Genomic DNA, 26,287 nt, shown 5'->3' with positions numbered 1-26,287 from the left:
AATTCCGCCTGTGCGATGAGCGCGCAGACGGGGAATGGCCGGCAGTGTCATTTCGGGAAGTTACAAGCGAGTAGCTGCGGGATCGGCTGCTCTTGTCCCGAAACGCATTGCGCAGGACGTTCACCGCTCAAGATCGATAGTCGATGAGCCGTAAGCTTAAGGGTGCCAGCGTGATGTCGCTGGTCGCAACATTGAGTGTAATGATGTTCGGCGCGGAGAGTTCCCGTGCCAATGCGGAAGTCGTGAATTACGCGCCGGAGGCCGTCGCGGCCCAGACCGCAGAGGCGATCGACATGGTCGCCCCCGCTCCGACCCCGACCGAGGGCGAGAGCGAAACTAAGACCGTTTTCGTGTCCGAACCGATGGTTCAAACCGTGCCGCCGCAGCCGGAACCGGCCGAGGAAACCGCCCTGGCCGCCCATGGCGCGAATTCGCTGGGCGAGCTTGTCTCTTCGGTGGCGGCACCCGCCACACTGGACGAGCAGCTGAAATGCCTCGCCGGGGCAATCTATTTCGAATCGAAGGGCGAATCGCTCGCCGGACAGCTGGCCGTGGGCCGCGTCGTGATCGCCCGCGCCGAAAGCGGCAAGTTTCCCGACAGCTATTGCGGCGTCGTCTATCAGCGTTCGCAGTTCAGCTTCGTGCGCGGTGGCCGCATGCCCCGCATCAACACCGCGAGCCGCGCCTGGGAAAAGGCGAAGAAGCTCGCTCTCATCGCGCATCAGGACGCTTGGGAATCGGAAATCGACGGCGCGCTTTATTTTCACGCTCGCTATGTCGCGCCCGGCTGGCGCAATCGCATGACGAAGCTGGCGCAGATCGACAACCACATCTTCTATCGCTGAACGCGCATCGGCGCATCGCGATGGCAAAAAGGCCGCCGGGGCATTCCCGGCGGCCTTTTCCTTGTTCGCAAACTGCGGCGGATCAGTCCGCCAGTTCGATCCAGACCGGCGTGTGGTCGCTGCTCTTTTCCCGGCCGCGATACTCCCGGTCGACGCCGCTCGCCACCAGCCGGTCGGCGAGTTCGGGTGACAGCAGCGCATGGTCGATGCGAAAGCCGTGGTCGCGCTGCCACGCCGCCGCCTGATAGTCCCAGAACGTCCAGATGCCGCCCTGCGGATGGTGCGTGTCGATGGCATCGGTCCATCCATCGTGCAGCAGGCGGAAATATGCATCGCGCGATTCCGGCTGCATCAGCGCATCGCCCGCCATCGCCTGTGGGGACCACACGTCCTTGTCCTGCGGTATGACGTTGTAATCGCCGAACACCACGGACGGAATTTCCTGCGCGCGCAGATCCGCCATGCGGGCGCGCAACCGTTCGAACCAGCGCAGCTTGTAATCGAATTTCGGGCCGGGATGCGGGTTGCCATTGGGCAGGTAGATGCACGCGATCCACACGCCGCCGACCTCCGCCTCGAGATAGCGGGACTGCACATCCTCGTCATCGCCCGGAAGGCCGCGCATGGTTTCACGCGCCGGCTCGTCCCCGCGGGTCAGTATGGCGACGCCGTTGAAACCCTTCTGCCCGTGCCAGATCGCCTGGTATCCCACGTCGGGAAACGCATCGCCGGGGAAGGTTTCGTCCGACGATTTGATCTCCTGCAGGCAGGCGACGTCGGGCTTCGTCTCGTCCAGCCATTCGAGCAGGCGGGGCAGGCGTGCCTTCACCCCGTTGATATTGAAGCTCGCGATTTTCATGGATGCGGCATCACACCGCGAAGCTGGAGCCGCAACCGCAACCGGCGGCGGCCATCGGGTTTTCCACCCGGAACGCCGACCCGCCGAGCGATTCGACGAAATCGACGGTGCTGCCGCGCACGAGATCGAGGCTGACCGGATCGACGAGCAGGGTCACGCCGTCCTCCTCCACCGCGATATCGTCATCCTCGCGCGTGTCGGCGAGGCCGAATCGGTACTGAAACCCCGAACATCCGCCGCCTTCCACCGAAAGGCGCAGCATCGCGGGCTGCTCCTGCCGTCTGGCGATGGCGGCGACACGTTGCGCGGCGGCGGGGCTGAGGCTGATGGGCGCTTGTTCCATGCCTCCCAAGATAGGGCGCGCGGCCCCGTGCGGCAAGATGCGCGTGCGGCCGCGCCGCCTCAGGCGTTATGGATGTAGCTGCGCATCGCCTTGGCCTCGGCCTCGATCGCGTCGGTCTTCGCCTTCACCAGATCGCCGATCGATACGAAATCGACCATCGTGTCCCCGTCCATTACCGGCAAATGGCGAAAGCGCCGCTGTGTCATGAGCGACAATGCCTCATCCTCGGTCGTGTCGGGCGACACGGTAATCGCCGGGGCGGTCATCGCGCTCGACACCCGGTGGTCCATCGCCGCGGCGCCATGCACCTCGAGACAGCGGATCACATCGCGTTCCGAAAATATGCCCGCCACGCCGCCGGTATCGTCGATGACGGGCATGGCCCCGATGCTTTGCGCGGACAACAGCGCGACGGCCTCGGCAACGGTCATGTCGGGCCGGCATGTGACGATGTCGACATTGCGGGCATCAATGATTGTGCGAATGGTCATGGTCGTTCTCCCCATGGGTATCATGCCATCAAACGCCGCCCCTTGCCAGCATCGCGCAATACGCCCATCTTGGCGCCTATGACATCACGGTCCCCCCTCGACGATCCGGACAATTCCTCCTTCGCGTGGGGCCGGTACAAGCGTCTGATGCGCTTCATGGTCGTGGTGACCGTCGTGGTCGTGGCCGTATCGCTCGGCCTGCTGTACTGGCGCAACGGGCTGGTCTCGATCCATTTCTACATCGCGACGGGGCTGGGCATCGGGCTCGCCATGATGCTGATGGCGGGATTGATGGGGCTGGTTTTCCTGTCCAGCGGGACCGGCCATGACGAAGCGGTGGACGACCGGCTCGGCGAGGATGCAAAGGATCTGTGGTAAGCGCAGGCGCGCCGCCGATCAGCTTTCGACGATAGCGTCATCCGGTGTGCGCAGGCGATAGGCCTCGACCGGCTCGCCGCCGATGAGGTGCTTCTGGATGATTTCCTCCAGCACTTCCGGCGTGCAGCCCCAGTACCAGACATTGTCGGGATAGATGACGGCCAGCGGTCCCGACTGACACACGCGCAGGCAATTCGCCTTCGTGCGCATCACGCCGCCCTTGCGGTCGAGACCAAGCTTCGACAGCCGTTTTTTAAGATAGTTCCAGCTTTCGATGCCGACCTCTTTGGAGCAGCACTTCGCCTTCGTCTGATCCGCGCAGAGGAAAATGTGCCGCTGCATCGCGTCACCCCCGACGGAGCGCAGGCAGGCCCGCGCCTTCGGCAGTTTCTCCTGCGCCCTGGCAAAGGTTTCTTCCATCGTCCGGGGGTGCTTTCCCATTACGAGCGGCCCGTGATGCGACGCACTTCGCGCTGTACGATGCGTTCGACGATCTCGGGCAGGTTGTCGTCGAGCCATTGCTTGAGCATGGGGCGCAGCATCTCGCGGATCATCTCCTCCAGCGCATTGTTCGGCGGCCCGTTCGCCGACGGCGGCGTTGCCGACAGACCGGACAAGGCGGCCAGCGATTCGCCAATGGCGTCGCGCGCTGCATTCTCGATCAGGGGGGCATCGCCATCCGCCTCGCGCCCGTCTTGTGCGAAGTCGTCCGGCATGTCATTCGACGCGGCGCGATCGGCCCTATCGCGTTCGTGCCAATCCGCGTCCTGCGCGCCGGCATCATGGCGGGCCGGTTCGTTGCGGCGCGGCATCGGTGCATCGCCGCCGGACGGGTGACGATCGTCGCGGATGATGACCTTCTTGATCGAACGGAGAATTTCGTCGACCGATTGTTCGCCGTCCTGTGGCAATGAAATCCCTTTCGCTGTGCCCGGTCGAGGCACCCTATTGCGGGGTGAGCACCGGCTGTTCCGGGATTCTGGCGTCTTGTGCCGGCGTGTCAACGGTGCGGGTCGATTGCGCGACCGGATCGTCGTCGCTGGCCCAGTCCCACCAATTGCCGGTCACGCGATCATATCCGGCGATCGGATCGTAAAGCGGCCCGACGTCGAGCGCGAGATCCTCCGCCTCCGCCTTCCCCATCGCGGCGAGCAGCGAGAACCCCGCGACATAGGCGTTGCGCCGCGCGGTGACGAGCTGCACCTGCGCATTGAGGAATTCGCGTTCGGCATCGAGAATATCGAGCACGGTGCGATTGCCGACCGTATTTTCCGCGCGCACCCCTTCGAGGCTGAGTTCCGCGGCATCGACGGCGGTGGTGGACGCGTCGATCACCTGCCGCGCCGCGATCCACGAGGCGTAGGAGGCGCGCACCTGCGCGATCACGTCACGCTCGATCGCGATCTCGTTTTCGAGCTGCGAGGAGGCACGGGCCTGCGCCTGCCGTTCGAGCGCGGCGGGCCGGCCGCCCTGAAAGATCGGCACGCGGAGCCGGGCGCCTGCCTGCGCCGTGGTTTCGGCCTGCTGGATGAGTGCGGAGTTCACCCCGCCGAGCGTGCCGAAGAAATTCTGATAGGCCCCGCTGGTATAGACCTCGAGCGTGGGGAGACGGCTTACGCCGGCCACGCGAATGTCGTATTGCGCCGCCTGGCTGCGTTCGCGCGCGGCGAGCAGGTCGGGATTTTCGCTTAAGGCGACCTCGACCGCGGCCTGCGGGCTATCGGGAAGATTGGGGAGCGGCGGCGGCGGTTGCAGGTCGGTCGGCGCCTCTCCGACAAGCTGAATATAGCGTTCGCGGCTCGCGATGAGATTCGACTGCGCGGTGAGCAGGTCGCTCTGTGCAAGGGCGAGACGCGAGCCCGATTGCGCGACATCGGTGCGCGTGAGGATTCCGATCTCGAACCGGTCGCGGGTCGATTGCAGGTTGATGCCCAGCGCATCGACATTCTGCCGGTTGAGCCGGACGACGGCGGAATCGCGGATCACGTCCATGTAGGCGGCGACGACCTGGTTGAAGATCGTGCTTTCCGTACCGCGCAGGTCGGCGCGCCCGGCCTGCACCCGTTCCTTGGCCGCGCGGATCGAATTGCGCACCGACCCGCCCTGATAGATCGGCACGGACAGTTCGAGCCCGCCGTTGAACGCGCGGTCGGGCGCGGTGAAGGCGTTCGAACTTTGCCGCAGGAATTCGATATAGGTGCCGGTTGCCGCTACATTGGGGCGTTCGTCCGCCTCGTTGATGGCGACATTGGCGTCCACGGCGCGCAAATCGGCCCGCGCGGCCTGCACCGTCGGATTCGACCGATACGCCTTGGCCAGCGCTTCCTGCAGCGTATCGGCATGCGCCGCCGTGCCGAATGCCAGGGCCGAACATGCCGCGACGCGGACGAGCAGGCGCGCAGCCGTCCGGGGAGGCGAACCCATCGCGCCGCGCTGCATGGTTAGAAGCTCCAGCTTTTCGGTTTCGCGAAGGCGGAGAGAATCGGAAAGCCCATTTCGGCGAGCGGCTGTACCGCGATGGCATCGCCGGATTTGCGGCCGATCGCGATCCGCGTCACGCCGCGGGTCACGGTGCCCATGACGATGCGGCCATTATCGCCCAGCTGATTCGCGAAATCGGCGGGAAGTGCCTCGACCGCGCCGTCGATCACGATGAGGTCGTAGGGGGCGCCATCGGGCAGCCCGTTTTCAAGCGGGGCATTGTGCCAGTTGCCGCGCCCGTTGTGCGGACAGGCGCCCGACAGGCGGGCATCGGGTTCGACCACGTCGAGCGTTGCGACACGCGGGCCGAGCAGCGCGGCGAGATAGCCGGTCCCGCCCGCGATCAGAAGCGCGCGGTCGTCATCGCGCGGGCGTGCCTCCTGCAACAGTCGCGCCTGCGCAAAGGGGGAGGACATCGCGCGCCCTTCGCCCAGCGGCAGCGACCGGTCCATATAGGCGACGGAACGCAGGTCGGCGGCGACGTAATCCTCACGCGGGGCGGTGCCCATCGCGTCGAGCAGCCAGTCGGCGGTAATGCCGCTGGGGCGAAGCTGGCTGTCGATCATGGCGCGGCGGGCGCGGGCGAAATCTTGGGGAGTGACGGTGTCGGCGGGGGCGGTCGCCATGGTGATTCTCTTCTTTCGCAAAAGGATCCGGTTCGGGCACTGTCTTAGCACAATAATACAGTCATGCAATCGCCCGATGAGCGCGGGCGTTACCCGATCGCGCGCGCGGGTAAAAGACCCGATGTGGCACGCCATCTTGGCAATCGCGGGACGGGCGGGTAGAGGCGCCAGAATACAGGTAACGGGCATGAGCAACGGGCGCGAGGCGCCGCATGACGGGGACAAGACGATGGCGCAGATGGTGACAATCGAGGAAGCGGACCTGATCGACAGCGTGGCCGACGCGCTGCAATACATCAGCTTCTATCACCCGATGGACTACATCAAGGCGCTCGGCGAGGCGCATGATGCCGAGGCGAACCCCGCCGCCAAGGACGCAATCGCGCAGATCCTCACCAACAGCCGCATGTGCGCCGAAGGGCACCGCCCGATCTGCCAGGACACCGGCATCGTCAACGTGTTCGTAAAATGGGGTCAGAATTGCCGCCTCGCGTCGGATCGCAGCATGCAGGAGGTCGTGGATGAAGGGGTGCGCCGCGCCTATAACAACCCGGAAAACAAGCTGCGCGCCTCGATCCTCGCCGATCCGGCCTTCACCCGCCGCAATACGAAGGACAACACCCCGTGCGTGCTGTCGGTCGAAATGGTGCCGGGCGACACGGTGTCGGTCGATGTCGCGGCGAAGGGCGGCGGCAGCGAGAACAAGTCCAAGTTCAAGATGATGAACCCGTCCGACAATATCGTCGACTGGGTGCTCGACATGATCCCGCAGATGGGCGCCGGCTGGTGCCCGCCCGGCATGCTGGGCATCGGGATCGGCGGCACGGCGGAACATTGCGTGAAGCTGGCGAAGCAATCGCTGATGGATCCGATCGACATGGGGCAGCTAAAGCAGCGGGGGCCGCAGAACGATATCGAGAAGCTGCGCATCGAGATTTTCGACAAGGTCAACGCGCTCGGCATCGGGGCGCAGGGGCTGGGCGGGCTGTCCACCGTGCTCGACGTGAAAATCCTCGACTGGCCGTGCCACGCCGCGGGCAAGCCGGTCGCGATGATCCCCAATTGCGCCGCGACCCGCCATGCGCATTTCACCCTGGACGGCAGCGGGCCCAGCTTTATCGATCCGCCCAAGCTCGACGAATGGCCCAAGGTCGGCTGGAAGCCGGACGATTCGGCGCGCCGCGTCGATCTCGACACGCTGAGCGCGGAGGAGGTGCAGAGCTGGAAACATGGCGACCGGCTGCTGCTTTCCGGCCACATGCTCACCGGGCGTGACGCGGCGCACAAGCGTATTGCCGACATGCTGGAGCGCGGGGAGGAGCTGCCGGTCGAATTCAAGGGCCGGGCGATCTACTATGTCGGGCCGGTCGATCCGGTCGTGGGCGAGGTGGTCGGCCCCGCCGGCCCCACCACCGCGACGCGCATGGACAAGTTCACCGACATGATGCTCGATCTCGGCCTGCTCGCCATGATCGGCAAGGCGGAGCGCGGGCAGGGCGCCGTCGACGTGATCGCAAAGCACAAGGTCGCCTATCTGATGGCGACGGGCGGCGCGGCCTATCTCGTGTCCCGCGCGATCAAGGATGCGAAGGTCGTCGGGTTCGAGGATCTCGGCATGGAGGCGATTTACGAATTCCGGGTCGAGGACATGCCCGTCACCGTCGCCGTCGATGCAGAGGGCAAGAACGTGCACACGCTCGCCCCGCTGGTCTGGCGTGAGAAGATCGCGAAGGAAGGGCTTCTCACCGCCGGTTGAGCCGGCATGGTGCGCGCGCGTCATTCGACGGGCGACAGACTGGCATCGACAGGCGACATGCGCGCGCTGGCCTATTGCGTGCGGGCGCGATAGCAAAGGGCCGGTATGGATGACGACGCACCGATAGGGCCTGCCCGCGTACCGCTTCCCACCGTCCTTCTGTCGATGGCGGGGCTGTGGGCGTGCTATTTCGCGCTCGTCACCGCGCGCGGCTGGCTGCTCGAACTGGAGTATCAGGGCGAATTGCTGGCGCTGCGCGGGGCGGTGTCGCTGGCGAGCATTGCGGTGACGGTGCTGCTCTGGCTCGTGCTGCGCGGGTTCGACGACCGGCGGATCGGGCTGCGCGTGTTCATCGCGCTGTTCGCGGCATTGCCGGCGGCGCTCCTCCTCGCCGTGATCAATCAGCGCGTGTTTGCCGATGTCGAGATGCGGGTGAATACGCGCATGGCGGAAAAGCAGGGCCTGCGCATGCACCGGGACGAGGCGGGCAATCTGCTCGTCGATCTGCCGGGCCTGCGCGCGCCCTCCGACATCGCCCCGCCCGAGGCGCCTTCTGTGCCCAATGGAGATACGAGCGCCTTGCCCGATGGCGATACCAGTGCGCCGCCGCCGCCTGCGGTGCCGATGCCCGACGACGCGACCTCCGGCACCATTACCATCGACAGCCTCTCCCGCGAGGAGATGATGTGGCGGCAGCTCACCGATATTGCGCTCGGTCGGTATTTCCTCCTGATTGCGTGGGCGGCGCTTTATATCGCGCTGACGCAGGCGCAGAACGCGCGCACCGCCGAACGGCGCGAGGGCGAATATCGCCGCGCGGCGAAGGCGGCGGAGCTGCGCTCGCTCCGGTATCAGGTCAACCCGCATTTCCTGTTCAACACGCTCAACTCGCTGTCCGCGCTGGTCATGACGAACCGGGCGCAGCAGGCCGAAACCATGATCCAGTCGATCAGCACGTTTTACCGCCGCAGCCTGTCGGGCGATCCGTCGGGCGACGTGCCGCTGGCCGAGGAGATCGAATTGCAGCGCGCCTATCTCCGCATCGAATCGGTGCGCTTTCCCGAACGGCTGCACACGACTTTCGACGTGCCCGACGCGCTTGGCGATGCGCGGGTGCCGGGCATGATCCTGCAGCCGTTGATCGAGAACAGCGTGAAATATGCGGTCGCCCCGCTCACCCGCCCGGTCACGATCCGCGTGGCGGCGGAGGAGGAATATGGCCGGCTCGTCCTCACCATCGCGGATGACGGGCCGGGCGACACGCTGACGGGCGCCAAGGCGGAAGGGTGCGGCATCGGCGTGGACAACGTCCGCAACCGGCTCCGCATCCGGTACGGCGAAAACGCCACCGTCGTCAGCGGGAGCACCGGCGCAGGCTGGCGCACGGTGATCCGCATGCCGCTCGAACGGGTCGGTCCGGCACGCAGGCGGGCCGAGGGGTGAGCGGGGAGGCACGCATGTTGCAGACGCTGATCGTCGATGACGAACCTCTGGCGATCGAACGGTTGCAGGTCATCTGCGCGCGTATCGAGACGCTGCGGATCGTGGGCACCGCCGCCGACGGGGCCGCCGCCCTGCGCATGATCGACGCGCTGCGCCCCGATCTCGTCCTGCTCGACATGACGATGCCCGAACTCGACGGGCTTTCGGTCGCGCGCCACATCGCCCTTGCATCGCGCGATGCGGCGGGCGACGCGCCTCGCCCGGCGGTGATCTTCGTCACCGCGCACGACAGCTTTGCGGTGGAGGCATTCGACCTCGACGCGGTGGATTACGTGCTGAAACCCGTGGCGGCGGACAGGCTGGAACGGGCGGTGACGCGCGCCCTCTCGCGGCGGGAGGGGAGCGGCGGTGATGGTCGGGGCGGCGACGGGCCGCGCGAAACGCAAGCCGGTGCCCGCTCCGATCCTGTGGGGGGGCAGGACCATATCGACGAATTCTGGGTGCCGCATCGCTCCGAATTGCTGCGCATTGCGGCACGCGACGTGCAGCGCATCGATGCGGAGCGCGATTATGTCCGCCTGCATGTGGGGGAGGTCAGCTATCTGCTGCTCGAAACGATTGGCGGGCTGGAGGAAAGGCTTGCGCCTGCCGATTTCATCCGCGTGCATCGCTCGACCATATTACGCCGCGATTTCATCGCCGGGCTGCGCCACGAAGGGCTGGGCGTATGGTGTGCAGAGCTTGCCGACGACAGCGCGGTGCGCATCGGGCGGACCTATTTAAAGGCGGTAAAGGCGATGGCGGGCCGTTGAACCCGGCACGATGCGCGCATAACCCGGCGCAATGCGCGACCGGGCGCGCGATACGCGAAAGCGCCCGGACCGGGGGACTGGTCCGGGCCGGGCGCCGACGGCTGATGCTTGGGGCGTTCAGCCGCCGTAACGGGCGTTGTTGATCGCGGTCGCCATCTGTCCCTCGCTGCGCTGAAGCGCGATGCGGACACAGGCTTTCTGCTCGTCCGGCGTGGCGACCATGCCGCTCACGGTGTAGAGGCACACGTCGTAGGCGGCGGCCTTCACGCGCTTTTCGAGCATGCGCTGACCCTCCTCGGTCGACAGGTCGAGGTCGTTCACCTGGACCATTTTCGTGGCGCCCACGTTGTCGCCGCGCTGCACCCAGGGGCCGGCGTGGGCGGGCGTCGCGATCAGCGGCGCGGCCAGCACGGCGGCGGCGGTCAGGGCGGGGGCGAACGTTTTCTTGAAAGTGCGTGCAAACATGGTTTCGGTTCCTTCTCGTTACGGCCTCGCGAAGGTGTCGGAAGAAGCGAGTGCCTGTTGACGAAGACCGGTCTATGCCGCCGCCCGCCGCGCCGCACGCCGCCTTCGCCCAGCGGCGCATCCGGGTCGTCCGGCGTCGAGCATGGCCGACGAACGACCGACCGGCATCGGCAAACGACATGGCCGGGTTTGGGGCGACTCCCCAAAGCGCGTGTCGGCGGTGGGCGAATCGCCGCGATGGGCGTAGGCTGCGGCCGCAATGGCGCTGATCCTTCCCTTCCTCCTCGGCATGATCAATTTCGCGATGCAGCGGGCCGTCCTCGAAAGCGGGCATCCGGCGCTGGGGCGGATGCCGTGGTTCGTGCACAAGCTGGGCGGGCGGATCGCGCTCGGCAGCGAGTTTGCGATCCTGCTCGCCGCGATGCTGATGGTGGGGACCGGGGCCATGTGGGCGGGCTGGGTCTATGCCGGCTATACCGCGGTGAATGCGGTGGCGGTCTGGCTCATCGTGACGCGGCGGGTGTGAACGATCCGGCCATGCCGGGTGCAATATATTCGGGCGAGGGGGGAACCGGCCCGGCGATGCCGCGCTGTGATGGCATGAGTTCGCACATGCCTTTATGGCTTCTGGTCAACGGAACCAGCGGCAGCCATCAGCAGGGCCGCATCGAAATGCTGCGCGAGCGGCTCTCGCTTTCGGGGCGCGGCCCGGACCGGATTCTCGATTGCCAGACAGACGGCATGCCCGATCGCGCCGCGCTCGAAGGCGCGGGCGTCGGCACGCTGGCGGTGCATGGCGGCGACGGCACGATCAATGGCGCGGTCACCAATGTGGAGGGGTGGGACGGGCAATTGCTCCCCCTGCCGGGCGGAACGGCCAATCTCCTGTGCCACAGGCTCTATACCGACGTGGATCTGGAACGGATCGTCGCGCAATTCACCGCCGGCAACCTGTCGCGGCGGCGCATCGGCTGCGTGTGCTGCGACAAGGGGCTGGCGCTTTCGGAGATGCTGCTCGGCCCCGGCGCGAAATGGGCCGACGTGCGCGAGGACATGCGCGGCTACGATATCGGCAAGTTCGTGGAGGACGCGCTCGACGCCGCGGGGCAGAGCGTGAACGGGCCGATGGTCCGGCTGGTGCGCCCGGCACTGGGCAAGGCGGCTGGCTATTCGGGGGTGCGGCTGGTTCCACGCGTCGACGATTTCGCGGTGGAGGGGTACGGCCCCGAAACGCTGGCCGATTTCCTTGCGCAGGGGGCCGCCGTCATCGCCCGCAATTTCCGCGAGGGTCCGCACGAAACGCTCGCCTGCGTCGACACGCTGGATTGCGAGACCGAGGGCGGCGCGCCGATCGCGATGATGATGGACGGCGAACGCTGCGAAGCGGACAGCCCGGTCACGCTCTGGCATCGGCAGCTCGATCTCGACATATTGGGCGAGCGCGCGTGACACGCCACCAACAGGGAACACCATGCTTCTATTTCATCTGAGCGATATTCATTTCGGGCTGGAGGACGTGGCCGCGCTGCGCTGGGTCGCCGACGAGATCGAAAGCCAGCGCCCCGATGCGGTCGCCATCACCGGCGATCTGACCATGCGCGCGCGGCACCGCGAATTCGACGCGGCGTGCAAATGGATCAGCGCGCTCGATGTGCCCGTCACGGTCGAGGTCGGCAATCACGACATGCCCTATTTCAACCCGATCGAGCGGTTCTTTTCCCCCTACAAGCGGTTCCGCGCGATCGAGAGCCTGCTGGAAAAGGAGCTCGATCTGGCGGGGCTGGCCATCGTGCCGCTGAAAACCGCGGCGCGGGCGCAATGGCGGCTCAACTGGTCGAAGGGGTGGGTCACCGATGCGGCGTTGACGCACACGCTTGACGCGCTGGACCGCCTGCCGCCGGGCACGCGCGCGCTCGTCACCTGTCACCATCCGCTGGTGGAGGTGGGGACGCGCGGCACTGCGCTGACCCATGGGGGCGACAATGCGCTGCGCGAACTGGCGAAGCGCGGGGTGCTCGCCGTCTTGTCGGGACATGTGCACGACGCGTTCGATCTGGTGCAGGATACAGACGCCGGGCCGGTGCGCATGATCGGTGCGGGCACGCTGTCGCAACGGCTGCGCTCGACGCCGCCCAGTTTCAACGAATTGCGCTACAACGGGGGCGAACTCACCGTCAATGTCCGCAATCTGGAGCGGTTCGCCACCCCGGACATGCAGATCCGCGACGTGCCGGAAAATGCGAAGCCGCCGCGCGACCCGGACGAACCCGTCGCGCCGGCCAATGCGGTGCCCAAGGTCGATCCGCCTGTGCATTGATGCCCGGCCGATCCGCCACGCGCGTCGCTCGCGCATGAAAAAAGGGCCCGCCGCAATGGCAGGCCCTTTTCTTTTGCGATGGCGCGCGAGCGATCAGCGCTTCGAGAACTGGAAGCTGCGGCGTGCCTTCGCACGGCCGTACTTCTTGCGCTCCACGACGCGGCTGTCACGGGTGAGGAAACCCTCGGCCTTGACGGCGCTGCGCAGGGCAGGCTCGAACTTCGACAGCGCCTGCGCGATGCCGTGCTTGACCGCGCCGGCCTGACCCGAAAGACCGCCGCCCTTTACCGTGGCGACGACGTCGTACTGGCCTTCACGCTCGGTCACGCCGAACGGCTGATTGAGGACGAGACGCAGGGTGGGACGTGCGAAATACACTTCCTGATCGCGGCCGTTGACCGTGATCTTGCCGCTGCCGGGCTTGAGCCAGACGCGGGCGGTCGCATCCTTGCGGCGGCCGGTGGCGTAGGCGCGGCCCTGTGCGTCCAGCTCCTGCTCGCGCAGCGGCGCGGTCGGGGCGGCGGGCGCGGTCGGCGCGGCGGTTTCGGTGTCCGCGATCTCGGTGCCTTCGGTCAGATCCTTGAGATCGGACAGGTCTTTCACTTCATTGTCAGCCATTACGCACTAACCTTGTTCTTGCGATTGCGGGCGGCGACGTCGATCACCTCGGGCTGCTGACCATCGTGGGGATGTTCGGTGCCGTTGTAGAGATGCAGCGCCTTCATCTGCTGACGGCCGAGGGGGCCGCGCGGGATCATGCGTTCCACGGCCTTTTCGAGCACACGCTCGGGAAAACGCCCTTCCAGGATCTTGGCCGGGGTGGTTTCCTTGATGCCGCCGGCATAGCCGGTGTGCTTGTAATAGACCTTGTCGTTCATCTTCTTGCCGGTGAAGCGGACCTTGCCCGCGTTCAGCACGATGACGTGGTCGCCGCAATCGACATGCGGGGTAAAGCTCGGCTTGTGCTTGCCGCGCAGGATATTGGCGATGATCACCGCGACGCGCCCGGCGACGAGGCCGTCCGCATCGATGATGTGCCATTTCTTTTCGACCTCTACCGGCTTGATCGACCGGGTCTGGGTGCTGAGCGCCTTCATGGCTTCAGTTCCTTCGATTGGAATAATACGAGAATCGCGCCGGAACGAATCCGAGCGCGAAGTGGGGGCGCTTTCGCCGTTTCCCATGTCCAAGTCAAGCGAATGCGGGGGTTTGCGGAGAGGTAAAATAATACCGTCGCAATCGCTGGCCCTGTCGCGGGCGGTATTTGCCGCGCCCCGGCAACGGGCGCCGAGGAACGAAGATCATGCCCGGGTTTTATCCTCGCATGATCCTTGCATTCCGCCCATCCGTCACGTTCCGCCGCCATCCCGATCCTCTGCGGCGGACGGGTGGACGACCGCGATGAGCCAGCGCAGGATCGCCGATTACGCGATGATCGGCGATGGGGAGACGGCGGCGCTGGTCGGGCGCGACGGGGCCATCGAATGGCTGTGCTTCCCCCGTTTCGACGGGGAGGCGTGCCTGACCGCACTCCTGGGCGATCACGAAAACGGGTGCTGGCGCATGATGCCAGACGGCCCGATCACCGCAACCGACCGGCGCTATCGCGGCGAGAGCCTGATCCTCGAAACCGATCTCACCTGCGACACCGGCACGATCCGCATCGTCGATTTCATGTCGGAGCGGGGCGACACCCCCGATGTCGTCCGCATCGTCGAATGCATCGACGGCGAGGTCGCGCTGAAGAGCGAACTGGCGCTGCGTTTCGATTACGGGCGGGTCCATCCGCTCGTGAGGCAGGAGGACGGCGCGCGCGCCCTCGCGATCAGCGGGCCGGACGGCGTCGCGCTCGATTTCGACGATCCGATCGAATTTGCGGACCGGCGTTTCTGCACCCATCGCCGGTTGAAGAAGGGCGAAAAGAGCCGCTTCGTGCTGAGCTGGTATCCCAGCCATGAGGAGGCGCCCTGCCGCGTCGACCCGGACGAGGCGCTGCGCGAGACCGAGGCGTTCTGGGCCGGCTGGATCGGCGAACTCGATTACGAGGGCGGGCATCGCGCCATCGTCGTGCGATCGCTCATCACGTTGAAGGCGATGATCCACCGGCGCACCGGCGGCATCGTCGCCGCGCCGACCGCGTCGCTTCCCGAAGAGCTCGGCGGGGAGCGGAACTGGGACTATCGCTTCTGCTGGCTGCGCGATGCGACGCTTTCGCTGCTCGCGCTCACCCGGATGGGGTTCGGCGAGGAGGCGCGCGCGTGGATCGAATGGCTGCGCCGGGCGGTCGGCGGCGATCCGATCGACGTGCAGCCGTTCTATACTGTCACCGGCGACCACCGCACGCTGGAATGGGAGGCGCCCTGGCTTCCGGGGTTCGAGGAATCGACGCCGGTCCGCTTCGGCAATGGCGCGGTGGAGCAATTGCAGCTCGACATCTATGGCGAGGTGATCGACGCGCTTTACCAGGCAAAACAGGAAGGCATCGCCGACGGCGAGACGAGCGATCAGCTCATGCGCCTGCTCACCGCGCGGGTCGAGGATTTGTGGGAGGAGCCCGACGCCGGCATCTGGGAAAGCCGCGGGCCGCTGCGCCATCACACCTATTCCAAGGTCATGTGCTGGGTCGCGTTCGACCGCGCCGCGTGCTGGTTCCGCGAGGACGATCCCGACCTGTCCGCGCATTATTGCGACCTTGCCGACAGGGTAAAGGCGCTGGTGATGGAAAAAGGGTGGAACGCGGAGCGCGGCAGTTTCGTCGGCGCGTTCGACCGGCCCGAACTGGACGCGGCGGTCCTGCGCCTGCCGACAGTGGGCTTCATCGACGCATGCGATGACAAGATGATCGCCACCGTCGCCCGGATCGAGGCGGAACTGTGCGAAAGCGGGCTCGTGCGCCGCTACGATCCCGAGGACACCGACGACGGGCTGACCTGCGGCGAGGGCGCGTTCGTGGCGGTGTGCTGCTGGCTCGGCGACGTGCTCTATCTTCAGGGGCGCAAGGACGACGCGCGTGCGATGCTCGACCGGCTATGCGCACGGTCCAACGATCTTGGCCTGCTCGCCGAACAGCTCGAAACCGGCGGCGACCGCCAGCTCGGCAATTTTCCGCAGGCGCTTTCCCATCTGGCGCTTATCGGGCTGGCGGCGCGGATCGATTCGGCCCGCGGGCTCGACCGGCACACGGACGGGCGTTAGGCGCCCCGGCTTTCAGCTCCGTCGGGAACAGAGCGGTCGCTGGCCATTGACGCGCGGGGCTGTCCGGTGAAAGACCGCGCCTTGTGACCCGGTGGGCACTTTGCCGGCAAGAAGGCTGCACGACATGAACAACGACAATGCCAAACGTCCGTATCGGCGCGGGGTGGAACGGGGCGGCTTCATCGTCTTCCTCGCGCTCATCACGCTCGCCATGGTGTGGGTATCGTGGCCGTTCGTGTCGGCGGTGCTATGGGCGATGCTGGCCGCCATCATGTTTCAGCCGCTCTACCGCCGCATCCTCGTCAATCTGGGGGGGAAGGAGAACCGTGCCGCGATCCTGACGCTGCTCGTCATCACCTTTGCGATCGTGGTGCCCGCCATCGCCATCGGCACGATCGTGGTGGAGCAGGCGACGGCGATCTATTTCTCGCTGCTGGAAAATCCGGTCGACATCTCCGATTACTACGTGATCCTGCATGACAGCCTGCCGATCCGCATCCGCGCGATGATCGACCAGTCGGGCTATGGCGATTTCGCCGCGATACAGGAGCAGGTGCTCGATTTCCTGCGGCAGAGCGCCGGCATCATCGCCAGCCAGGCGGTCAGCATCGGGGGCAGCGCGTTCTCCTTTGCCCTCACCTTCGCGGTCGGGCTCTACGTCACCTATTTCCTGCTGCGCGACGGGCGCCACATGGTGCCGATCATCCGCGATTCGCTGCCGATGGACGCCGCCATCGCGCGCCGGTTGATGGATAGTTTCACCACCATCGTGCGCGCCACGATCAAGGGATCCGTCGTCGTCGGCCTGGTACAGGGGGCACTGGGCGCCGTGACATTCTGGATCGTGGGGGTGCCGTCGGCGCTGCTGTTCGGATTGCTGATGGCGCTGTTCTCGCTGCTGCCGGCGCTGGGTCCGGCCATCGTGTGGGTGCCGGTGGCGATCTGGCTGCTGGCGACGGGTGCGATCTGGCAGGGGCTCGTGGTGATCGCGTCGGGCGTGCTGGTCATCGGGCTGGCCGACAATGTGCTGCGCCCGATCCTGGTGGGCCGCGATACGGGCATTCCCGACTGGCTCGTCCTCGTCAGCACGCTGGGCGGGATCGCGACGATGGGATTGTCGGGGATCGTGGTCGGACCGCTTCTGGCGGGCTTGTTCCTGTCCGGCTGGGCGATCATGCGCGAAAGGCGGATGGCGCTCGATTGAGCGGCACCCGCCTTGGAATCATGTAACGTCGGGACTGGCGTTAACGCGCGCCGTTGCTGCCCCGGCGGTTCTCGCCCTCGGCACCGCGCGAGGTGTCGGTACCCTTGGGGAAATCGCCGCTGCGCTGGACCGAGCCGTTCTGCTCGCCGGTCTGATGCGCCGGGTTCTTGTCCACGGTGTTCTTCGGTTCGTTGCCGTCCTTGCTCATCGTTCTCTCTCCATTCGTGTCGTTACCCGTTCAACCGCCGGGCGCCGGCATGGATCCTGTGCATGCGGCAGGGCGGGCATCACGTCCCACCATTCGAAGATGCGCATTGAACCGGGGCGCCAAGCCCTGCTATCGCGCAGGGCACATGTCCGGGGGAAGCATGGATATTCTCAAAGTCACGCATCTGACCAAGCGGTTCGGCGACGTCCGCGCGGTCCACGATCTCAGCTTCGCGGTGCAACCGGGGCGCATTTTCGGCTTTCTGGGCGGGAATGGCGCGGGCAAGACGACGACGCTGCGCATGGTGCTCGACATCATCCGCCCGACCGAAGGGCAGATCGAGATCGCCGGATGCGCCCCCGACAAGCGCGACAGCGCCGCGATCGGTTTCCTTCCCGAAGAGCGCGGCCTTTACGACAACATGTCCGCGATCGACGCCATCGTCTATTTCGGGCGGCTCAAGGGTATGGACCGGCATGATGCGCGGACCCACGGGATGGAACTGCTCGACCGGTTCGACCTTGCCGACCGGGCCAGGACGAAGCTTTCGGCCATGTCGAAGGGCATGGCGCAAAAGGTACAGCTCGCCACCGCGCTGGTGAACCGGCCGCGGCTCCTGCTGCTCGACGAACCGTTTTCGGGGCTGGACCCGGTGAATCAGGGGCTGCTGGAGCGGGAGATTCTCAATGCCGCGGCCGATGGCGCCGCGGTGCTGTTTTCCACCCATGTGATGCAGCATGCCGAACGGCTGTGCGATACGCTGCTCCTGCTCAAGAAAGGGGAGAAGCGTTTCGAGGGCACGCTCGGCGAGGCGCGCGCGATGCTGCCCGCCCGGATCGAGGCCATCGCCCACGACCGCATCGCGGCGCTTCCCGGCATTCGCGCAGCCGAGGCGCAGGACGAGCGTGGCGAGGTTGGGCCCGGCGGGGACGGACCATGGCGCCGCTACATGCTGGAGCTGGAACCCGGCGTCGATGCGGGCGACGTGCTGGAGGCATGCACGGCGCAGGGCGTCCCGCTGCGGCGGTTCCAGGAACGACAGGCCAGCCTGCACGAGGTGTTCGTGCAGCTCGTCGGCGATGCGGAGATCGAGAAATGAAGGATATCCTGCTCGTCGCGGGGCGCGAATTCCGGCAGATCGTATCGATGCGCAGCTTCTGGCTGACCCTGCTGCTGCTTCCGGCGGCGCTCGCGCTGGGGCCGATCATCGCGCAATATCTGGAGGATGACGAGCCCACGCGCATCGCCATCGTCGACCGCGCCGGCGGCGGGGGCGGGCAGGCCATCGAGGACCGCATCGCACTGGAACAGGGGCGCGCCGCGCTTGCGGACCTGTCGCGCCACGTCGCCCGCTACGATCTGCAATCCGCCGATCCGCAGGCGCCATGGGCGATGGGCGAACGCTGGTTCACGGGCGACGACGTGGCCCGGTTCGAGGCGGACGGCGGTATGGACGCGGCGATGGCCCGGCTGAAACAGGCCAAGCCGCCCGCGACGCCCGAATACGAACCGCCCGCCGCCGATTACGCGATCGTGCCCTTGCCGCCCGCGTTGTCCGAGGCTCCGGAGGCGTCCTTTGCCGACCGGGCGCAGGCCTATCTGGAGGATACGGACGACGACACCGGCCCCGAACTCATCGCCGAGATCGGCAGCGGCTGGCCGCAGCAGCCGGTGGTCCGCATCATCTCGGGCGATCGCCCGCGCGGCAGCTTCGTCACCATGGTGCAGGACGTGCTGACCCGCGATTTGCGTTCGCGCGCGATGACGGCGGCGGGCATGAACGCCGATGCCGCCGACGCGGTGCAGGACGCCGCACCCGCCATCGCCATCGTCACCCCGGCACCGGGCGGCGGGGCCACCGAAACCATGCTGGTGCGCTCCATCGTGCCGCTGGCCCTGTCCTACGTATTGCTCATGGCGCTGCTGCTTTCGGGGAGCTGGATGCTGCAAAGCTCGATCGAGGAGCGCACCAACAAGCTGATCGAATCGCTGCTCGCCTGCATCCGGCCCGAAGATCTGATGTATGGAAAGCTTGTCGGCACGGTCGCGGTCGGGCTGGCGATGATCGTGTTCTGGGTGGTGTGCGCGGCCATCGCCATCTTCGCGGCGCAGGGGGTGGTGTCGCAATTCGTCGGGCCGGCGCTCGAACCGCTGGCCTCGCCGGGGATCGTGCTCGCCATCGTCTACTTCTTTATCGCGGGCTATGTGCTGGTCTCGATGCTGTTCCTTGCGATCGGGTCGCTCGCCAATTCGATGAGCGAGGCGCAGGGCTATCTCATGCCGGTGATGCTGGGCATCATGCTGCCCGTGTTCTTCACGCTTCAGGCCGTGATCAGCGGGAATGACGGCTTCGTCGTGCAGCTGTTCACCTGGGTGCCGCTCTGGGCGCCGTTCACCGTGCTGGCGCGGCTCGGCACGGGGATCGAGACGTGGCAGATCGTGGGCACGGGCATCGTGCTGGCGCTGTTCCTGGTGGCGGAGTTCATCTTGCTGGGCCGGTTGTTCCGCGCGAGCCTGCTTTCGCAGGGGCAGAAGGCCGGTTTTGCCGAGCTGATCGAGCGGATGAAGCGCAAGGCATGAGCCGCGAGGCGGCGCAAAACCCGCCTCGACACCGCGCCGGGCGCGGCTTAGGACGTTCCGCAGCCGACGCGGCCCTTCTCGCTCTCGACACAGAAAGCAACCGACGACCATGAACAGCTGGCTAGAGGCCGCCATCCTTGGCCTGATTCAGGGGCTGACCGAGTTCCTGCCCATCTCGTCGAGTGCGCATCTGCGCATCGCGGGCGCGCTGCTCCCCTCGGGCGAGGATCCGGGCGCCGCCTTCACCGCGATCAGCCAGATCGGTACCGAAGCGGCGGTCATCATCTATTTCTGGAAGGACATCTGGCACATCGCGATGGCGTGGCTCCATTCGCTCACCGGGATCGGCGGGGATGCGGCGCGCGATGAAAACGCGGCGCGCATGGGCTGGCTCGTGATCATCGGCACGCTGCCCATCGCGATCCTCGGCCTGCTGTTTCAGGATGCGATCGAGACGTCGCTGCGCAATCTCTACATCACGGCGACCATGCTCATCGGCTTCGGCATCGTGCTCGGCCTTGCCGACCGGTTCGGCGCGCGGGTCAAGACGCTCGACCGGCTGAGCTGGCGCGACGGCATCCTTTACGGGTTTGCGCAGGCGATGGCGCTGATCCCCGGCGTGTCGCGGTCCGGCGGCACGATCAGCGCGGGCCGCGCGATGGGATATACGCGCGAGGCGGCGGCCCGCTATTCCTTCCTGCTCGCCATTCCCGCCGTGCTGGCATCGGGGTTTTACAAGCTGTTCGACAGCTGGGGCGAATTCGGGCGGCTGGGCGTCGGGGAAACCGCGCTCGCGACGCTTGTGGCGTTTGTCGTGGGCTATGCGGTGATCGTGATGTTCCTGCGCTATATCTCCACGCGCAGCTTCAACATCTTCGTGATCTATCGCGTGGCGGCGGGGCTCGGCCTGCTGGCGCTGCTCTGGACAGGGGTCGTGCCCGCGCAATAATGGCACGATGCGCGACGCGGGCTGACCTGTTGGGCAGTTTCCGAGGGCGCAGCGAAAGGTCTACGCCTGCAGGGCCGCGCGATGCGACGGGCGGCCACGACCCATGCAAAAGGAGCGACGAGGATGCAGGCAGACCATTCGGAAACGGACGACGCGCCCGTTCGGATCGAACGCGACGGTGCGGTGGCGCGCCTCGTGCTGAACCGGCCGAAGGCGGGCAATGCCATCGGCCTGTCGCTGGCGAGTGCGTTGCACCGCGCCGCGATCACGGTCGGCGACGATCCCGATGTGCGCTGCGTCGTGCTGACCGGTGCGGGGCGTCTGTTTTGTGCGGGCGGCGATCTGCCGGAAATCATGGGGGCGGGTGACGGCCGGGCGTCCCATCTGCGCGCGCTGGTGGGCACGCTCAACCTTGCCGTGGCGCGGCTCGCGGCGTTGGAGAAGCCATTGCTGTGCATCGTCAACGGTCCGGCGGCGGGCGCGGGGATGAGCCTTGCGATCGCGGGCGATGTCGTGATCGCGGCGCAATCGGCGCATTTCACCGCCGCCTATGGCGCGATCGGACTGACGCCCGACGGGGGGATGAGCTGGACCCTGCCGCGGTTGGTCGGCCTGCGCGCGGCGCAGCGGATCGTGTTCGAAAACCGGCGTATCGGCGCGGATGAAGCCGCCACGATCGGCCTCGTCACCGAAACGGTCGCCGATGACGAACTGGCCGAGGTGGCGGCCGCGCGGGCGCAGGCGCTGGCCGATGCGCCGTCGCGGGCATGGGGCGCGGCACGCGGCCTGCTCTATGCCGGGATGCAGAACGATTTGCCCACGCAGCTCGAACTCGAACTGCGGTCGATGGCGCAGGCCGGCGCCGGAGCCGAGGCGCGCGAAGGGATCGGCGCCTTCGTGGACAAGCGAAAGGCGGATTACCGGTCGATCTGAAACGGGCGGGGAAACGGCGGGCGGCGGAACATCCGGCCCGGTCGCACGCTTTTGGCAGATACGCCGCCGATCTCGCGCGCTTTAGGAGGACCGAAACCCCATGCAATACACCGATTTCATCCGCGAGACCTGCCCCATCGGCGGCGAATGGGTCGGCGCCGATGGCGGTGGCCGCATTGCCGTCACCGATCCGGCCACCGGCGAAACGATCGCCCACGTCCCCGACATGGGCAGCGCGGAAACGAAACGCGCCATCGCCGCAGCCGAGGCCGCGATGCCGGAATGGCGCGCGAAAACCGCAGGCGAGCGGTCCGCCATCCTGCGCCGCCTGTTCGAGCTGATGATGGAGCACAGCCAGGCACTCGGCGAGCTGCTCTCGCGCGAGCAGGGCAAGCCGATGGCCGAGGCCGTGGGCGAGATCGGCTATTCCGCCAGCTTCATCGAATGGTTCGCGGAGGAGGGCAAGCGCGCCTATGGCGAGATCATCCCGCCGCACGACGCGGACAAGCGCATCCTGACCTATCGTCAGCCGGTCGGCGTCGTGGGCGCGATTACGCCGTGGAACTTCCCGTCGGCGATGATCGGGCGAAAGCTCGGCCCCGCGCTCGCGGCGGGCTGCACTTTCGTGCTGAAACCTGCGTCGCAAACGCCGCTCTCGGCGCTGGCGCTGGCGGTCCTTGCCGAAAAGGCGGGGGTTCCGGCGGGCGTGTTCAACGTCGTCACCGGGAGCGCATCGGCCATCGGCGGCGCGCTCACGCAGAGCAGGACGGTCCGCAAGATCAGCTTTACCGGATCGACCGAGGTCGGGCGCGAGCTCATGCGGCAGAGCGCCGACTCGATCAAGAAGATGTCGCTCGAACTGGGCGGAAACGCGCCGTTCCTGGTGTTCGACGATGCCGATCTCGATGCCGCGGTCGATGGCGCCATCGCGTCGAAATTCCGCAATGGCGGGCAGACCTGCGTGTGCACCAACCGGTTCTATGTGCAGGATGGCATTTACGACACGTTCGCCGACCGGCTCGTCGAACGGGTGCGCGCGATGACGATCGGGCGCGGTATCGACGATGGCGTCGATATCGGTCCGATGATCGATGAAAAGGCGCTGTCCAAGATCAACGAACATCTCGGCGATGCCAGGGAAAAGGGCGCCACCGTCCTCATCGGCGGGAAGCAGCCCGACTTGGGCGGGACATGGTTCGAACCCACCGTGCTGTCGGACGTGACGCAGGATATGCAGATCACGCGCGATGAAACCTTCGGTCCCGTGGCGGGCCTCGTCCGCTTTACAGACGAGGCGGATGCGATCCGCTGGGCCAACGATACCGAGTTCGGTCTGGCCAGCTATGTCTACACCCGCGACCTGTCCCGCATGTTCCGTGTATCCGAAGCATTGGAGGCAGGGATGGTGGGCGTGAACACCGGGCTGATCTCCACCGCGGTCGCGCCCTTTGGCGGGGTGAAGCAATCGGGTCTCGGGCGGGAGGGATCCTCCCACGGGCTCGACGATTATCTGGAGATCAAATATGTCTGCATCGGGCTGTGATGGTGCCACGCCGCGACCCTATGATAGTGACCAGTTCCCGTTCCGCCGCCGGCTGGACTATGGAAGGTCCGCGGCTGCATGTCCCCGCCGTCAGACGCGCAGCGCGTGGCGTTATTGACCAGGCTTTGTACGCTAGCGTATGGGAAGCATCGTATCATCATCGCAACCTGTCCCGCCACGGCAGTGAAACGAGTACGGGTCGGTCGGTCGTTGCAAGAACGGCCGCACTGACCCGATGAAATATCCGCTGCCCGCGCTTCGCCCCCACGCGGGTCCGAAACGCGGGCGAGGCGAACGAAAACGAGCAAGGGAAGGAATACACATTGCGCCACGTTGACCATTTCATCACCGGAACCGTGCCACAGGGCACCGGCCGCACGCACAAGATCTGGAACCCGTCCACAGGCCAGGTCCAGGCCGAGGTGAAGCTGGGCGACAAGTCCGTGCTCGACGCCGCGGTTGCCGCGGCGCAGGCCGCGCAGCCCGCATGGGCCGCCACCAATCCGCAGCGCCGCGCCCGCGTGATGTTCCGTTACAAGGAGCTGATCGAGCAGAACATGCAATCGCTCGCCGAACTCCTCGCGAGCGAGCATGGCAAGGTGGTCGACGATGCGAAGGGCGACGTGCAGCGCGGTCTCGAGGTCGTCGAATTCGCCTGTGGCATCCCGCAGGTGCTCAAAGGCGAATATACGCATGGCGCGGGGCCGGGCATCGATGTCTATTCCATGCGGCAGCCGCTCGGCATCGGGGCGGGCATCACCCCGTTCAATTTCCCGGCGATGATCCCGCTGTGGATGTCGGCGATGGCCATTGCGGTGGGCAATGCCTTCATCCTGAAACCGTCGGAGCGCGATCCGTCCGTGCCGGTGCGTCTCGCCGAATTGTTCGTGGAGGCCGGCGGACCCGAAGGCATCCTGCAGGTCGTGCACGGCGACAAGGAAATGGTCGACGCCATTCTCGACCACGAAGCCATCGCGGCGGTCAGCTTTGTCGGGTCGTCCGACATCGCGCATTACGTCTACAACCGCGGTGTCGCCGCCGGCAAGCGGGTGCAGGCGATGGGCGGTGCGAAGAACCACGGCATCGTCATGCCCGATGCCGACCTCGACGTGACGGTCAACGACCTCGTCGGAGCGGCCTTCGGTTCGGCGGGCGAACGTTGCATGGCATTGCCGGTCGTCGTTCCGGTGGGCGAGGATACGGCCGAGCGGCTAAAGGAAAAGCTCATCCCCGCGATCGAGAAGCTGCGCGTCGGCGTGTCGAACGATCCCGAGGCGCAATACGGCCCGGTCGTGACCCCGGAGCACAAGCAGCGGATCGAGAACTGGATCGCCACGGCGGAGAAGGAAGGCGGCGAGATCGTCATCGACGGCCGCGGCTTCAGCCTGCAGGGGCACGAGGATGGTTTCTTCGTCGGCCCGACGCTGATCGACCGGGTCACCACCGACATGGAAAGCTACAAGGAAGAGATTTTCGGCCCCGTCCTGCAAATGGTGCGTGCCGACAATTTCGAGGATGCCGTCCGCCTGCCGAGCGAGCATCAATACGGCAATGGCGTCGCGATCTTTACCCGCAACGGCCATGCCGCGCGCGAATTCGCGAACCGGGTGCAGGTCGGCATGGTCGGCATCAACGTGCCGATCCCCGTGCCGGTCAGCTATCACAGCTTTGGCGGGTGGAAGCGGTCCGGTTTCGGCGACCATAATCAGTATGGCATGGACGGCATGCGCTTCTGGACCAAGGTGAAGACCGTGACGCAGCGCTGGCCCGACGGGTCGGCGACGGGCGAAAACGCCTTCGTCATCCCGACGATGGGATAGGACGGCCCGGCTGTCTGCGCGAAAAAGGCCCCGCTCCGCATCGTCGGGGCGGGGCTTTTTCATGGCATGGTGGAGACGGGGTCAGGCACCGCCGCTGGAAAGAGCATCGCCCATCTTCTCACCGAGACGGACGGAATGCTCCGGCGCCCAGTCCTCGTTAAAGGCGATGGTGTCCGCCTCGAACAGCATGATGACCGTCGATCCCAGGAGGAACCGGCCCATCTCCTCCCCCTTGGCGAGGACGATGTCATGCTTGCCATAGGCCCATTCGGCCATGCGCCCGGTGCGGCGGGGATTGACCACGCCGTGCCATACCGTGGCCATGCTGCCCACGATGGTCGCCCCGACGAGCACCATGACGAACGGCCCATGCTCGACCGATTCGAAGACGCAGACGATCCGCTCGTTCCGCGCGAACAGCCCCTTCACCCCGCGCGCGGTGGCGGGATTCACGCTGAACAAGGCGCCGGGGACGTAGATCATGCGGATCAGCCGCCCGTCGCACGGCATGTGGATGCGGTGGTAATCGCGCGGCGACAGGTACACGTTGGCGAAGCTGCCATGGCGGAACCGCGCGGCGAGATCGGTATCCCCGGCGAGCAGTTCCGTCGTGGTGAAGCTATGCCCCTTCGCCTGCACCATGCGGTGGTCGTCGATGGCGCCGAACTGGCTCACCGCGCCGTCCACCGGGCTGACGAAGGGGGCATCGGCGATGGGGCGCACCCCGTTGCGCAAGGGGCGGGTGAAGAATGCGTTGAAGCTGTCATAGCTGGCGAGGTCGGGATCCTGCGCCTCTGTCATATCGACATCGTACCGTTTCACGAACCAGCGGATGAGCGCCTGCGTCCACGCGCCGCCCTGTGCCCCGGCGACGCGCCCGGCAAATTGCGTCATGCGCCGTTTCGGCATCAGATGCTGTGCCCAGATTTTCAGTCGGTCGGCCATTCGCGTTCCCCGTGCGGCGGGCGCGGCGGGGATGCTGCGACCCTGTCGTCCCGTTGGTGTAGGCCCTGCACACTCTTGCGTCGAGGCGCGCGGG

At 66.3% G+C, this 26,287-nt stretch carries 28 protein-coding genes; 16 read left to right on the top strand and 12 right to left on the bottom strand.

The window, feature by feature from the left end:
* The first annotated feature begins 143 nt into the window (after positions 1-143).
* Positions 144-845: a cell wall hydrolase gene (locus JD971_RS07195; RefSeq protein ID WP_202086943.1), complete on the top strand. Its 702-nt coding sequence runs from the start codon at positions 144-146 to the stop codon at positions 843-845.
* Positions 846-927: 82 nt separating this feature from the next.
* On the opposite strand, the gene xth is transcribed toward JD971_RS07195, so the two are convergent.
* Genes xth through JD971_RS07180 form a run of 3 tightly spaced genes read right to left on the bottom strand, consistent with a single transcriptional unit; the run spans position 928 to position 2,538 of the window.
* Entirely contained in the window at positions 928-1,704 is a 777-nt protein-coding gene (gene xth / locus JD971_RS07190; RefSeq protein WP_202086940.1) for an exodeoxyribonuclease III, read from the bottom strand.
* A gap of 10 nt (positions 1,705-1,714) precedes the next feature.
* Entirely contained in the window at positions 1,715-2,047 is a 333-nt protein-coding gene (gene erpA, locus JD971_RS07185) for an iron-sulfur cluster insertion protein ErpA (RefSeq protein WP_202086938.1), read from the bottom strand.
* Positions 2,048-2,106: 59 nt separating this feature from the next.
* The gene (locus JD971_RS07180; protein WP_202086936.1) at positions 2,107-2,538 is read right to left on the bottom strand and encodes a CBS domain-containing protein; all 432 of its coding nucleotides are present in this window, start codon (positions 2,536-2,538) and stop codon (positions 2,107-2,109) included.
* A gap of 78 nt (positions 2,539-2,616) precedes the next feature.
* On the opposite strand from JD971_RS07180, the gene JD971_RS07175 reads away from it, so the two are divergent.
* The gene (locus JD971_RS07175; RefSeq protein ID WP_202086934.1) at positions 2,617-2,916 is read left to right on the top strand and encodes a hypothetical protein; all 300 of its coding nucleotides are present in this window, start codon (positions 2,617-2,619) and stop codon (positions 2,914-2,916) included.
* An 18-nt stretch (positions 2,917-2,934) separates the two neighbouring features.
* Here JD971_RS07175 and JD971_RS07170 read toward each other — a convergent pair whose 3' ends face one another.
* The 4 genes from JD971_RS07170 to JD971_RS07155 are packed head-to-tail and all read right to left on the bottom strand — an operon-like array spanning position 2,935 to position 6,023.
* Positions 2,935-3,357, bottom strand: a complete 423-nt coding sequence (locus JD971_RS07170) for a ferredoxin (protein WP_236672330.1) — start codon at positions 3,355-3,357, stop codon at positions 2,935-2,937.
* Entirely contained in the window at positions 3,357-3,827 is a 471-nt protein-coding gene (locus tag JD971_RS07165; RefSeq protein ID WP_202086932.1) for a DUF2497 domain-containing protein, read from the bottom strand. The genes JD971_RS07170 and JD971_RS07165 overlap by 1 nt, the downstream gene beginning before the upstream one ends.
* Before the next feature lie 34 nt (positions 3,828-3,861).
* The gene (locus JD971_RS07160; RefSeq protein ID WP_202086930.1) at positions 3,862-5,340 is read right to left on the bottom strand and encodes a TolC family outer membrane protein; all 1,479 of its coding nucleotides are present in this window, start codon (positions 5,338-5,340) and stop codon (positions 3,862-3,864) included.
* Positions 5,341-5,357: 17 nt separating this feature from the next.
* Positions 5,358-6,023 carry a protein-L-isoaspartate O-methyltransferase gene (locus JD971_RS07155; RefSeq protein ID WP_236672329.1) on the bottom strand — a complete coding sequence of 222 codons (666 nt, stop codon included), beginning with the start codon at positions 6,021-6,023 and terminating at the stop codon, positions 5,358-5,360.
* Positions 6,024-6,252: 229 nt separating this feature from the next.
* Between JD971_RS07155 and JD971_RS07150 the strand changes: the two genes are divergently transcribed.
* The 3 genes from JD971_RS07150 to JD971_RS07140 all read left to right on the top strand — a co-directional run bounded on the left by JD971_RS07150 (position 6,253) and on the right by JD971_RS07140 (position 10,034).
* On the top strand, positions 6,253-7,779 hold the full coding sequence (locus JD971_RS07150; RefSeq protein ID WP_202087438.1) for a fumarate hydratase: 1,527 nt from the start codon (positions 6,253-6,255) through the stop codon (positions 7,777-7,779).
* A 105-nt stretch (positions 7,780-7,884) separates the two neighbouring features.
* On the top strand, positions 7,885-9,222 hold the full coding sequence (locus JD971_RS07145) for a sensor histidine kinase (RefSeq protein WP_202086928.1): 1,338 nt from the start codon (positions 7,885-7,887) through the stop codon (positions 9,220-9,222).
* A 14-nt stretch (positions 9,223-9,236) separates the two neighbouring features.
* Positions 9,237-10,034 carry a LytTR family DNA-binding domain-containing protein gene (locus JD971_RS07140; RefSeq protein WP_202086926.1) on the top strand — a complete coding sequence of 266 codons (798 nt, stop codon included), beginning with the start codon at positions 9,237-9,239 and terminating at the stop codon, positions 10,032-10,034.
* A gap of 117 nt (positions 10,035-10,151) precedes the next feature.
* On the opposite strand, the gene JD971_RS07135 is transcribed toward JD971_RS07140, so the two are convergent.
* A complete protein-coding gene (locus tag JD971_RS07135; protein WP_202086924.1) occupies positions 10,152-10,499 on the bottom strand; it encodes a UrcA family protein in 348 nt (115 codons plus the stop codon).
* 259 nt (positions 10,500-10,758) lie between these two features.
* Here JD971_RS07135 and JD971_RS07130 point away from each other — a divergent pair, with 259 nt between their 5' ends.
* Genes JD971_RS07130 through JD971_RS07120 form a run of 3 tightly spaced genes read left to right on the top strand, consistent with a single transcriptional unit; the run spans position 10,759 to position 12,816 of the window.
* Positions 10,759-11,025 (top strand): hypothetical protein, encoded by a 267-nt coding sequence (locus JD971_RS07130; RefSeq protein ID WP_202086922.1) that lies wholly within the window; start codon positions 10,759-10,761, stop codon positions 11,023-11,025.
* An 11-nt stretch (positions 11,026-11,036) separates the two neighbouring features.
* A complete protein-coding gene (locus tag JD971_RS07125; protein ID WP_202086921.1) occupies positions 11,037-11,948 on the top strand; it encodes a diacylglycerol kinase family protein in 912 nt (303 codons plus the stop codon).
* Between the two features lie 22 nt (positions 11,949-11,970).
* Complete coding sequence (locus JD971_RS07120) at positions 11,971-12,816, top strand: metallophosphoesterase (RefSeq protein ID WP_202086920.1); 846 nt, start codon at positions 11,971-11,973, stop codon at positions 12,814-12,816.
* Positions 12,817-12,909: 93 nt separating this feature from the next.
* On the opposite strand, the gene rpsI is transcribed toward JD971_RS07120, so the two are convergent.
* Both rpsI and rplM read right to left on the bottom strand, forming a co-directional pair.
* Positions 12,910-13,434 (bottom strand): 30S ribosomal protein S9, encoded by a 525-nt coding sequence (gene rpsI, locus JD971_RS07115; protein WP_202086919.1) that lies wholly within the window; start codon positions 13,432-13,434, stop codon positions 12,910-12,912.
* Positions 13,434-13,913 (bottom strand): 50S ribosomal protein L13, encoded by a 480-nt coding sequence (rplM, locus tag JD971_RS07110; protein WP_202086918.1) that lies wholly within the window; start codon positions 13,911-13,913, stop codon positions 13,434-13,436. Before rplM ends, rpsI begins: the two co-directional genes overlap by 1 nt.
* Before the next feature lie 304 nt (positions 13,914-14,217).
* Between rplM and JD971_RS07105 the strand changes: the two genes are divergently transcribed.
* Together JD971_RS07105 and JD971_RS07100 are read left to right on the top strand one after the other, a co-directional pair.
* Entirely contained in the window at positions 14,218-16,011 is a 1,794-nt protein-coding gene (locus tag JD971_RS07105; RefSeq protein WP_202086917.1) for a glycoside hydrolase family 15 protein, read from the top strand.
* Between the two features lie 124 nt (positions 16,012-16,135).
* Positions 16,136-17,215: an AI-2E family transporter gene (locus tag JD971_RS07100; protein WP_202086916.1), complete on the top strand. Its 1,080-nt coding sequence runs from the start codon at positions 16,136-16,138 to the stop codon at positions 17,213-17,215.
* Positions 17,216-17,255: 40 nt separating this feature from the next.
* On the opposite strand, the gene JD971_RS07095 is transcribed toward JD971_RS07100, so the two are convergent.
* Entirely contained in the window at positions 17,256-17,423 is a 168-nt protein-coding gene (locus tag JD971_RS07095; protein WP_202086915.1) for a hypothetical protein, read from the bottom strand.
* Positions 17,424-17,583: 160 nt separating this feature from the next.
* On the opposite strand from JD971_RS07095, the gene JD971_RS07090 reads away from it, so the two are divergent.
* From JD971_RS07090 to JD971_RS07065, 6 genes are all read left to right on the top strand, one after another.
* Complete coding sequence (locus JD971_RS07090) at positions 17,584-18,522, top strand: ABC transporter ATP-binding protein (protein ID WP_202086913.1); 939 nt, start codon at positions 17,584-17,586, stop codon at positions 18,520-18,522.
* Positions 18,519-20,003 (top strand): ABC transporter permease, encoded by a 1,485-nt coding sequence (locus JD971_RS07085; protein WP_202086910.1) that lies wholly within the window; start codon positions 18,519-18,521, stop codon positions 20,001-20,003. The genes JD971_RS07090 and JD971_RS07085 overlap by 4 nt, the downstream gene beginning before the upstream one ends.
* 109 nt (positions 20,004-20,112) lie before the next feature.
* Positions 20,113-20,952: an undecaprenyl-diphosphate phosphatase gene (locus tag JD971_RS07080; protein ID WP_202086908.1), complete on the top strand. Its 840-nt coding sequence runs from the start codon at positions 20,113-20,115 to the stop codon at positions 20,950-20,952.
* A 123-nt stretch (positions 20,953-21,075) separates the two neighbouring features.
* Complete coding sequence (locus JD971_RS07075) at positions 21,076-21,885, top strand: enoyl-CoA hydratase/isomerase family protein (protein ID WP_202086906.1); 810 nt, start codon at positions 21,076-21,078, stop codon at positions 21,883-21,885.
* 100 nt (positions 21,886-21,985) lie between these two features.
* Positions 21,986-23,428, top strand: coding sequence for an NAD-dependent succinate-semialdehyde dehydrogenase (locus JD971_RS07070; RefSeq protein WP_202086904.1), 1,443 nt, complete (start codon positions 21,986-21,988; stop codon positions 23,426-23,428).
* Positions 23,429-23,751: 323 nt separating this feature from the next.
* Positions 23,752-25,248 (top strand): CoA-acylating methylmalonate-semialdehyde dehydrogenase, encoded by a 1,497-nt coding sequence (locus JD971_RS07065; protein WP_202086902.1) that lies wholly within the window; start codon positions 23,752-23,754, stop codon positions 25,246-25,248.
* Between the two features lie 81 nt (positions 25,249-25,329).
* Here JD971_RS07065 and asd read toward each other — a convergent pair whose 3' ends face one another.
* Positions 25,330-26,193 carry an archaetidylserine decarboxylase gene (gene asd / locus JD971_RS07060; protein WP_202086899.1) on the bottom strand — a complete coding sequence of 288 codons (864 nt, stop codon included), beginning with the start codon at positions 26,191-26,193 and terminating at the stop codon, positions 25,330-25,332.
* Positions 26,194-26,287: the final 94 nt, after the last annotated feature.

This window comes from Croceicoccus sp. YJ47 (assembly GCF_016745095.1).
Lineage (GTDB): Bacteria > Pseudomonadota > Alphaproteobacteria > Sphingomonadales > Sphingomonadaceae > Croceicoccus.
This window is presented reverse-complemented; position numbering and strand designations above follow the sequence as displayed.

Excerpts from the sequence above, each read along its gene's own strand:
- JD971_RS07195 (WP_202086943.1), top strand. The coding sequence starts at position 144 with ATGAGCCGTAAGCTTAAGGGTGCCAGCGTGATGTCGCTGGTCGCAACA.
- xth (WP_202086940.1), bottom strand. The coding sequence starts at position 1,704 with ATGAAAATCGCGAGCTTCAATATCAACGGGGTGAAGGCACGCCTGCCC.
- erpA (WP_202086938.1), bottom strand. The coding sequence starts at position 2,047 with ATGGAACAAGCGCCCATCAGCCTCAGCCCCGCCGCCGCGCAACGTGTC.
- JD971_RS07180 (WP_202086936.1), bottom strand. The coding sequence starts at position 2,538 with ATGACCATTCGCACAATCATTGATGCCCGCAATGTCGACATCGTCACA.
- JD971_RS07175 (WP_202086934.1), top strand. The coding sequence starts at position 2,617 with ATGACATCACGGTCCCCCCTCGACGATCCGGACAATTCCTCCTTCGCG.
- JD971_RS07170 (WP_236672330.1), bottom strand. The coding sequence starts at position 3,357 with ATGGGAAAGCACCCCCGGACGATGGAAGAAACCTTTGCCAGGGCGCAG.
- JD971_RS07160 (WP_202086930.1), bottom strand. The coding sequence starts at position 5,340 with ATGGGTTCGCCTCCCCGGACGGCTGCGCGCCTGCTCGTCCGCGTCGCG.
- JD971_RS07155 (WP_236672329.1), bottom strand. The coding sequence starts at position 6,023 with ATGGCGACCGCCCCCGCCGACACCGTCACTCCCCAAGATTTCGCCCGC.
- JD971_RS07150 (WP_202087438.1), top strand. The coding sequence starts at position 6,253 with ATGGCGCAGATGGTGACAATCGAGGAAGCGGACCTGATCGACAGCGTG.
- JD971_RS07145 (WP_202086928.1), top strand. The coding sequence starts at position 7,885 with ATGGATGACGACGCACCGATAGGGCCTGCCCGCGTACCGCTTCCCACC.
- JD971_RS07140 (WP_202086926.1), top strand. The coding sequence starts at position 9,237 with ATGTTGCAGACGCTGATCGTCGATGACGAACCTCTGGCGATCGAACGG.
- JD971_RS07135 (WP_202086924.1), bottom strand. The coding sequence starts at position 10,499 with ATGTTTGCACGCACTTTCAAGAAAACGTTCGCCCCCGCCCTGACCGCC.
- JD971_RS07130 (WP_202086922.1), top strand. The coding sequence starts at position 10,759 with ATGGCGCTGATCCTTCCCTTCCTCCTCGGCATGATCAATTTCGCGATG.
- JD971_RS07125 (WP_202086921.1), top strand. The coding sequence starts at position 11,037 with ATGCCGGGTGCAATATATTCGGGCGAGGGGGGAACCGGCCCGGCGATG.
- JD971_RS07120 (WP_202086920.1), top strand. The coding sequence starts at position 11,971 with ATGCTTCTATTTCATCTGAGCGATATTCATTTCGGGCTGGAGGACGTG.
- rpsI (WP_202086919.1), bottom strand. The coding sequence starts at position 13,434 with ATGGCTGACAATGAAGTGAAAGACCTGTCCGATCTCAAGGATCTGACC.
- rplM (WP_202086918.1), bottom strand. The coding sequence starts at position 13,913 with ATGAAGGCGCTCAGCACCCAGACCCGGTCGATCAAGCCGGTAGAGGTC.
- JD971_RS07105 (WP_202086917.1), top strand. The coding sequence starts at position 14,218 with ATGAGCCAGCGCAGGATCGCCGATTACGCGATGATCGGCGATGGGGAG.
- JD971_RS07100 (WP_202086916.1), top strand. The coding sequence starts at position 16,136 with ATGAACAACGACAATGCCAAACGTCCGTATCGGCGCGGGGTGGAACGG.
- JD971_RS07095 (WP_202086915.1), bottom strand. The coding sequence starts at position 17,423 with ATGAGCAAGGACGGCAACGAACCGAAGAACACCGTGGACAAGAACCCG.
- JD971_RS07090 (WP_202086913.1), top strand. The coding sequence starts at position 17,584 with ATGGATATTCTCAAAGTCACGCATCTGACCAAGCGGTTCGGCGACGTC.
- JD971_RS07085 (WP_202086910.1), top strand. The coding sequence starts at position 18,519 with ATGAAGGATATCCTGCTCGTCGCGGGGCGCGAATTCCGGCAGATCGTA.
- JD971_RS07080 (WP_202086908.1), top strand. The coding sequence starts at position 20,113 with ATGAACAGCTGGCTAGAGGCCGCCATCCTTGGCCTGATTCAGGGGCTG.
- JD971_RS07075 (WP_202086906.1), top strand. The coding sequence starts at position 21,076 with ATGCAGGCAGACCATTCGGAAACGGACGACGCGCCCGTTCGGATCGAA.
- JD971_RS07070 (WP_202086904.1), top strand. The coding sequence starts at position 21,986 with ATGCAATACACCGATTTCATCCGCGAGACCTGCCCCATCGGCGGCGAA.
- asd (WP_202086899.1), bottom strand. The coding sequence starts at position 26,193 with ATGGCCGACCGACTGAAAATCTGGGCACAGCATCTGATGCCGAAACGG.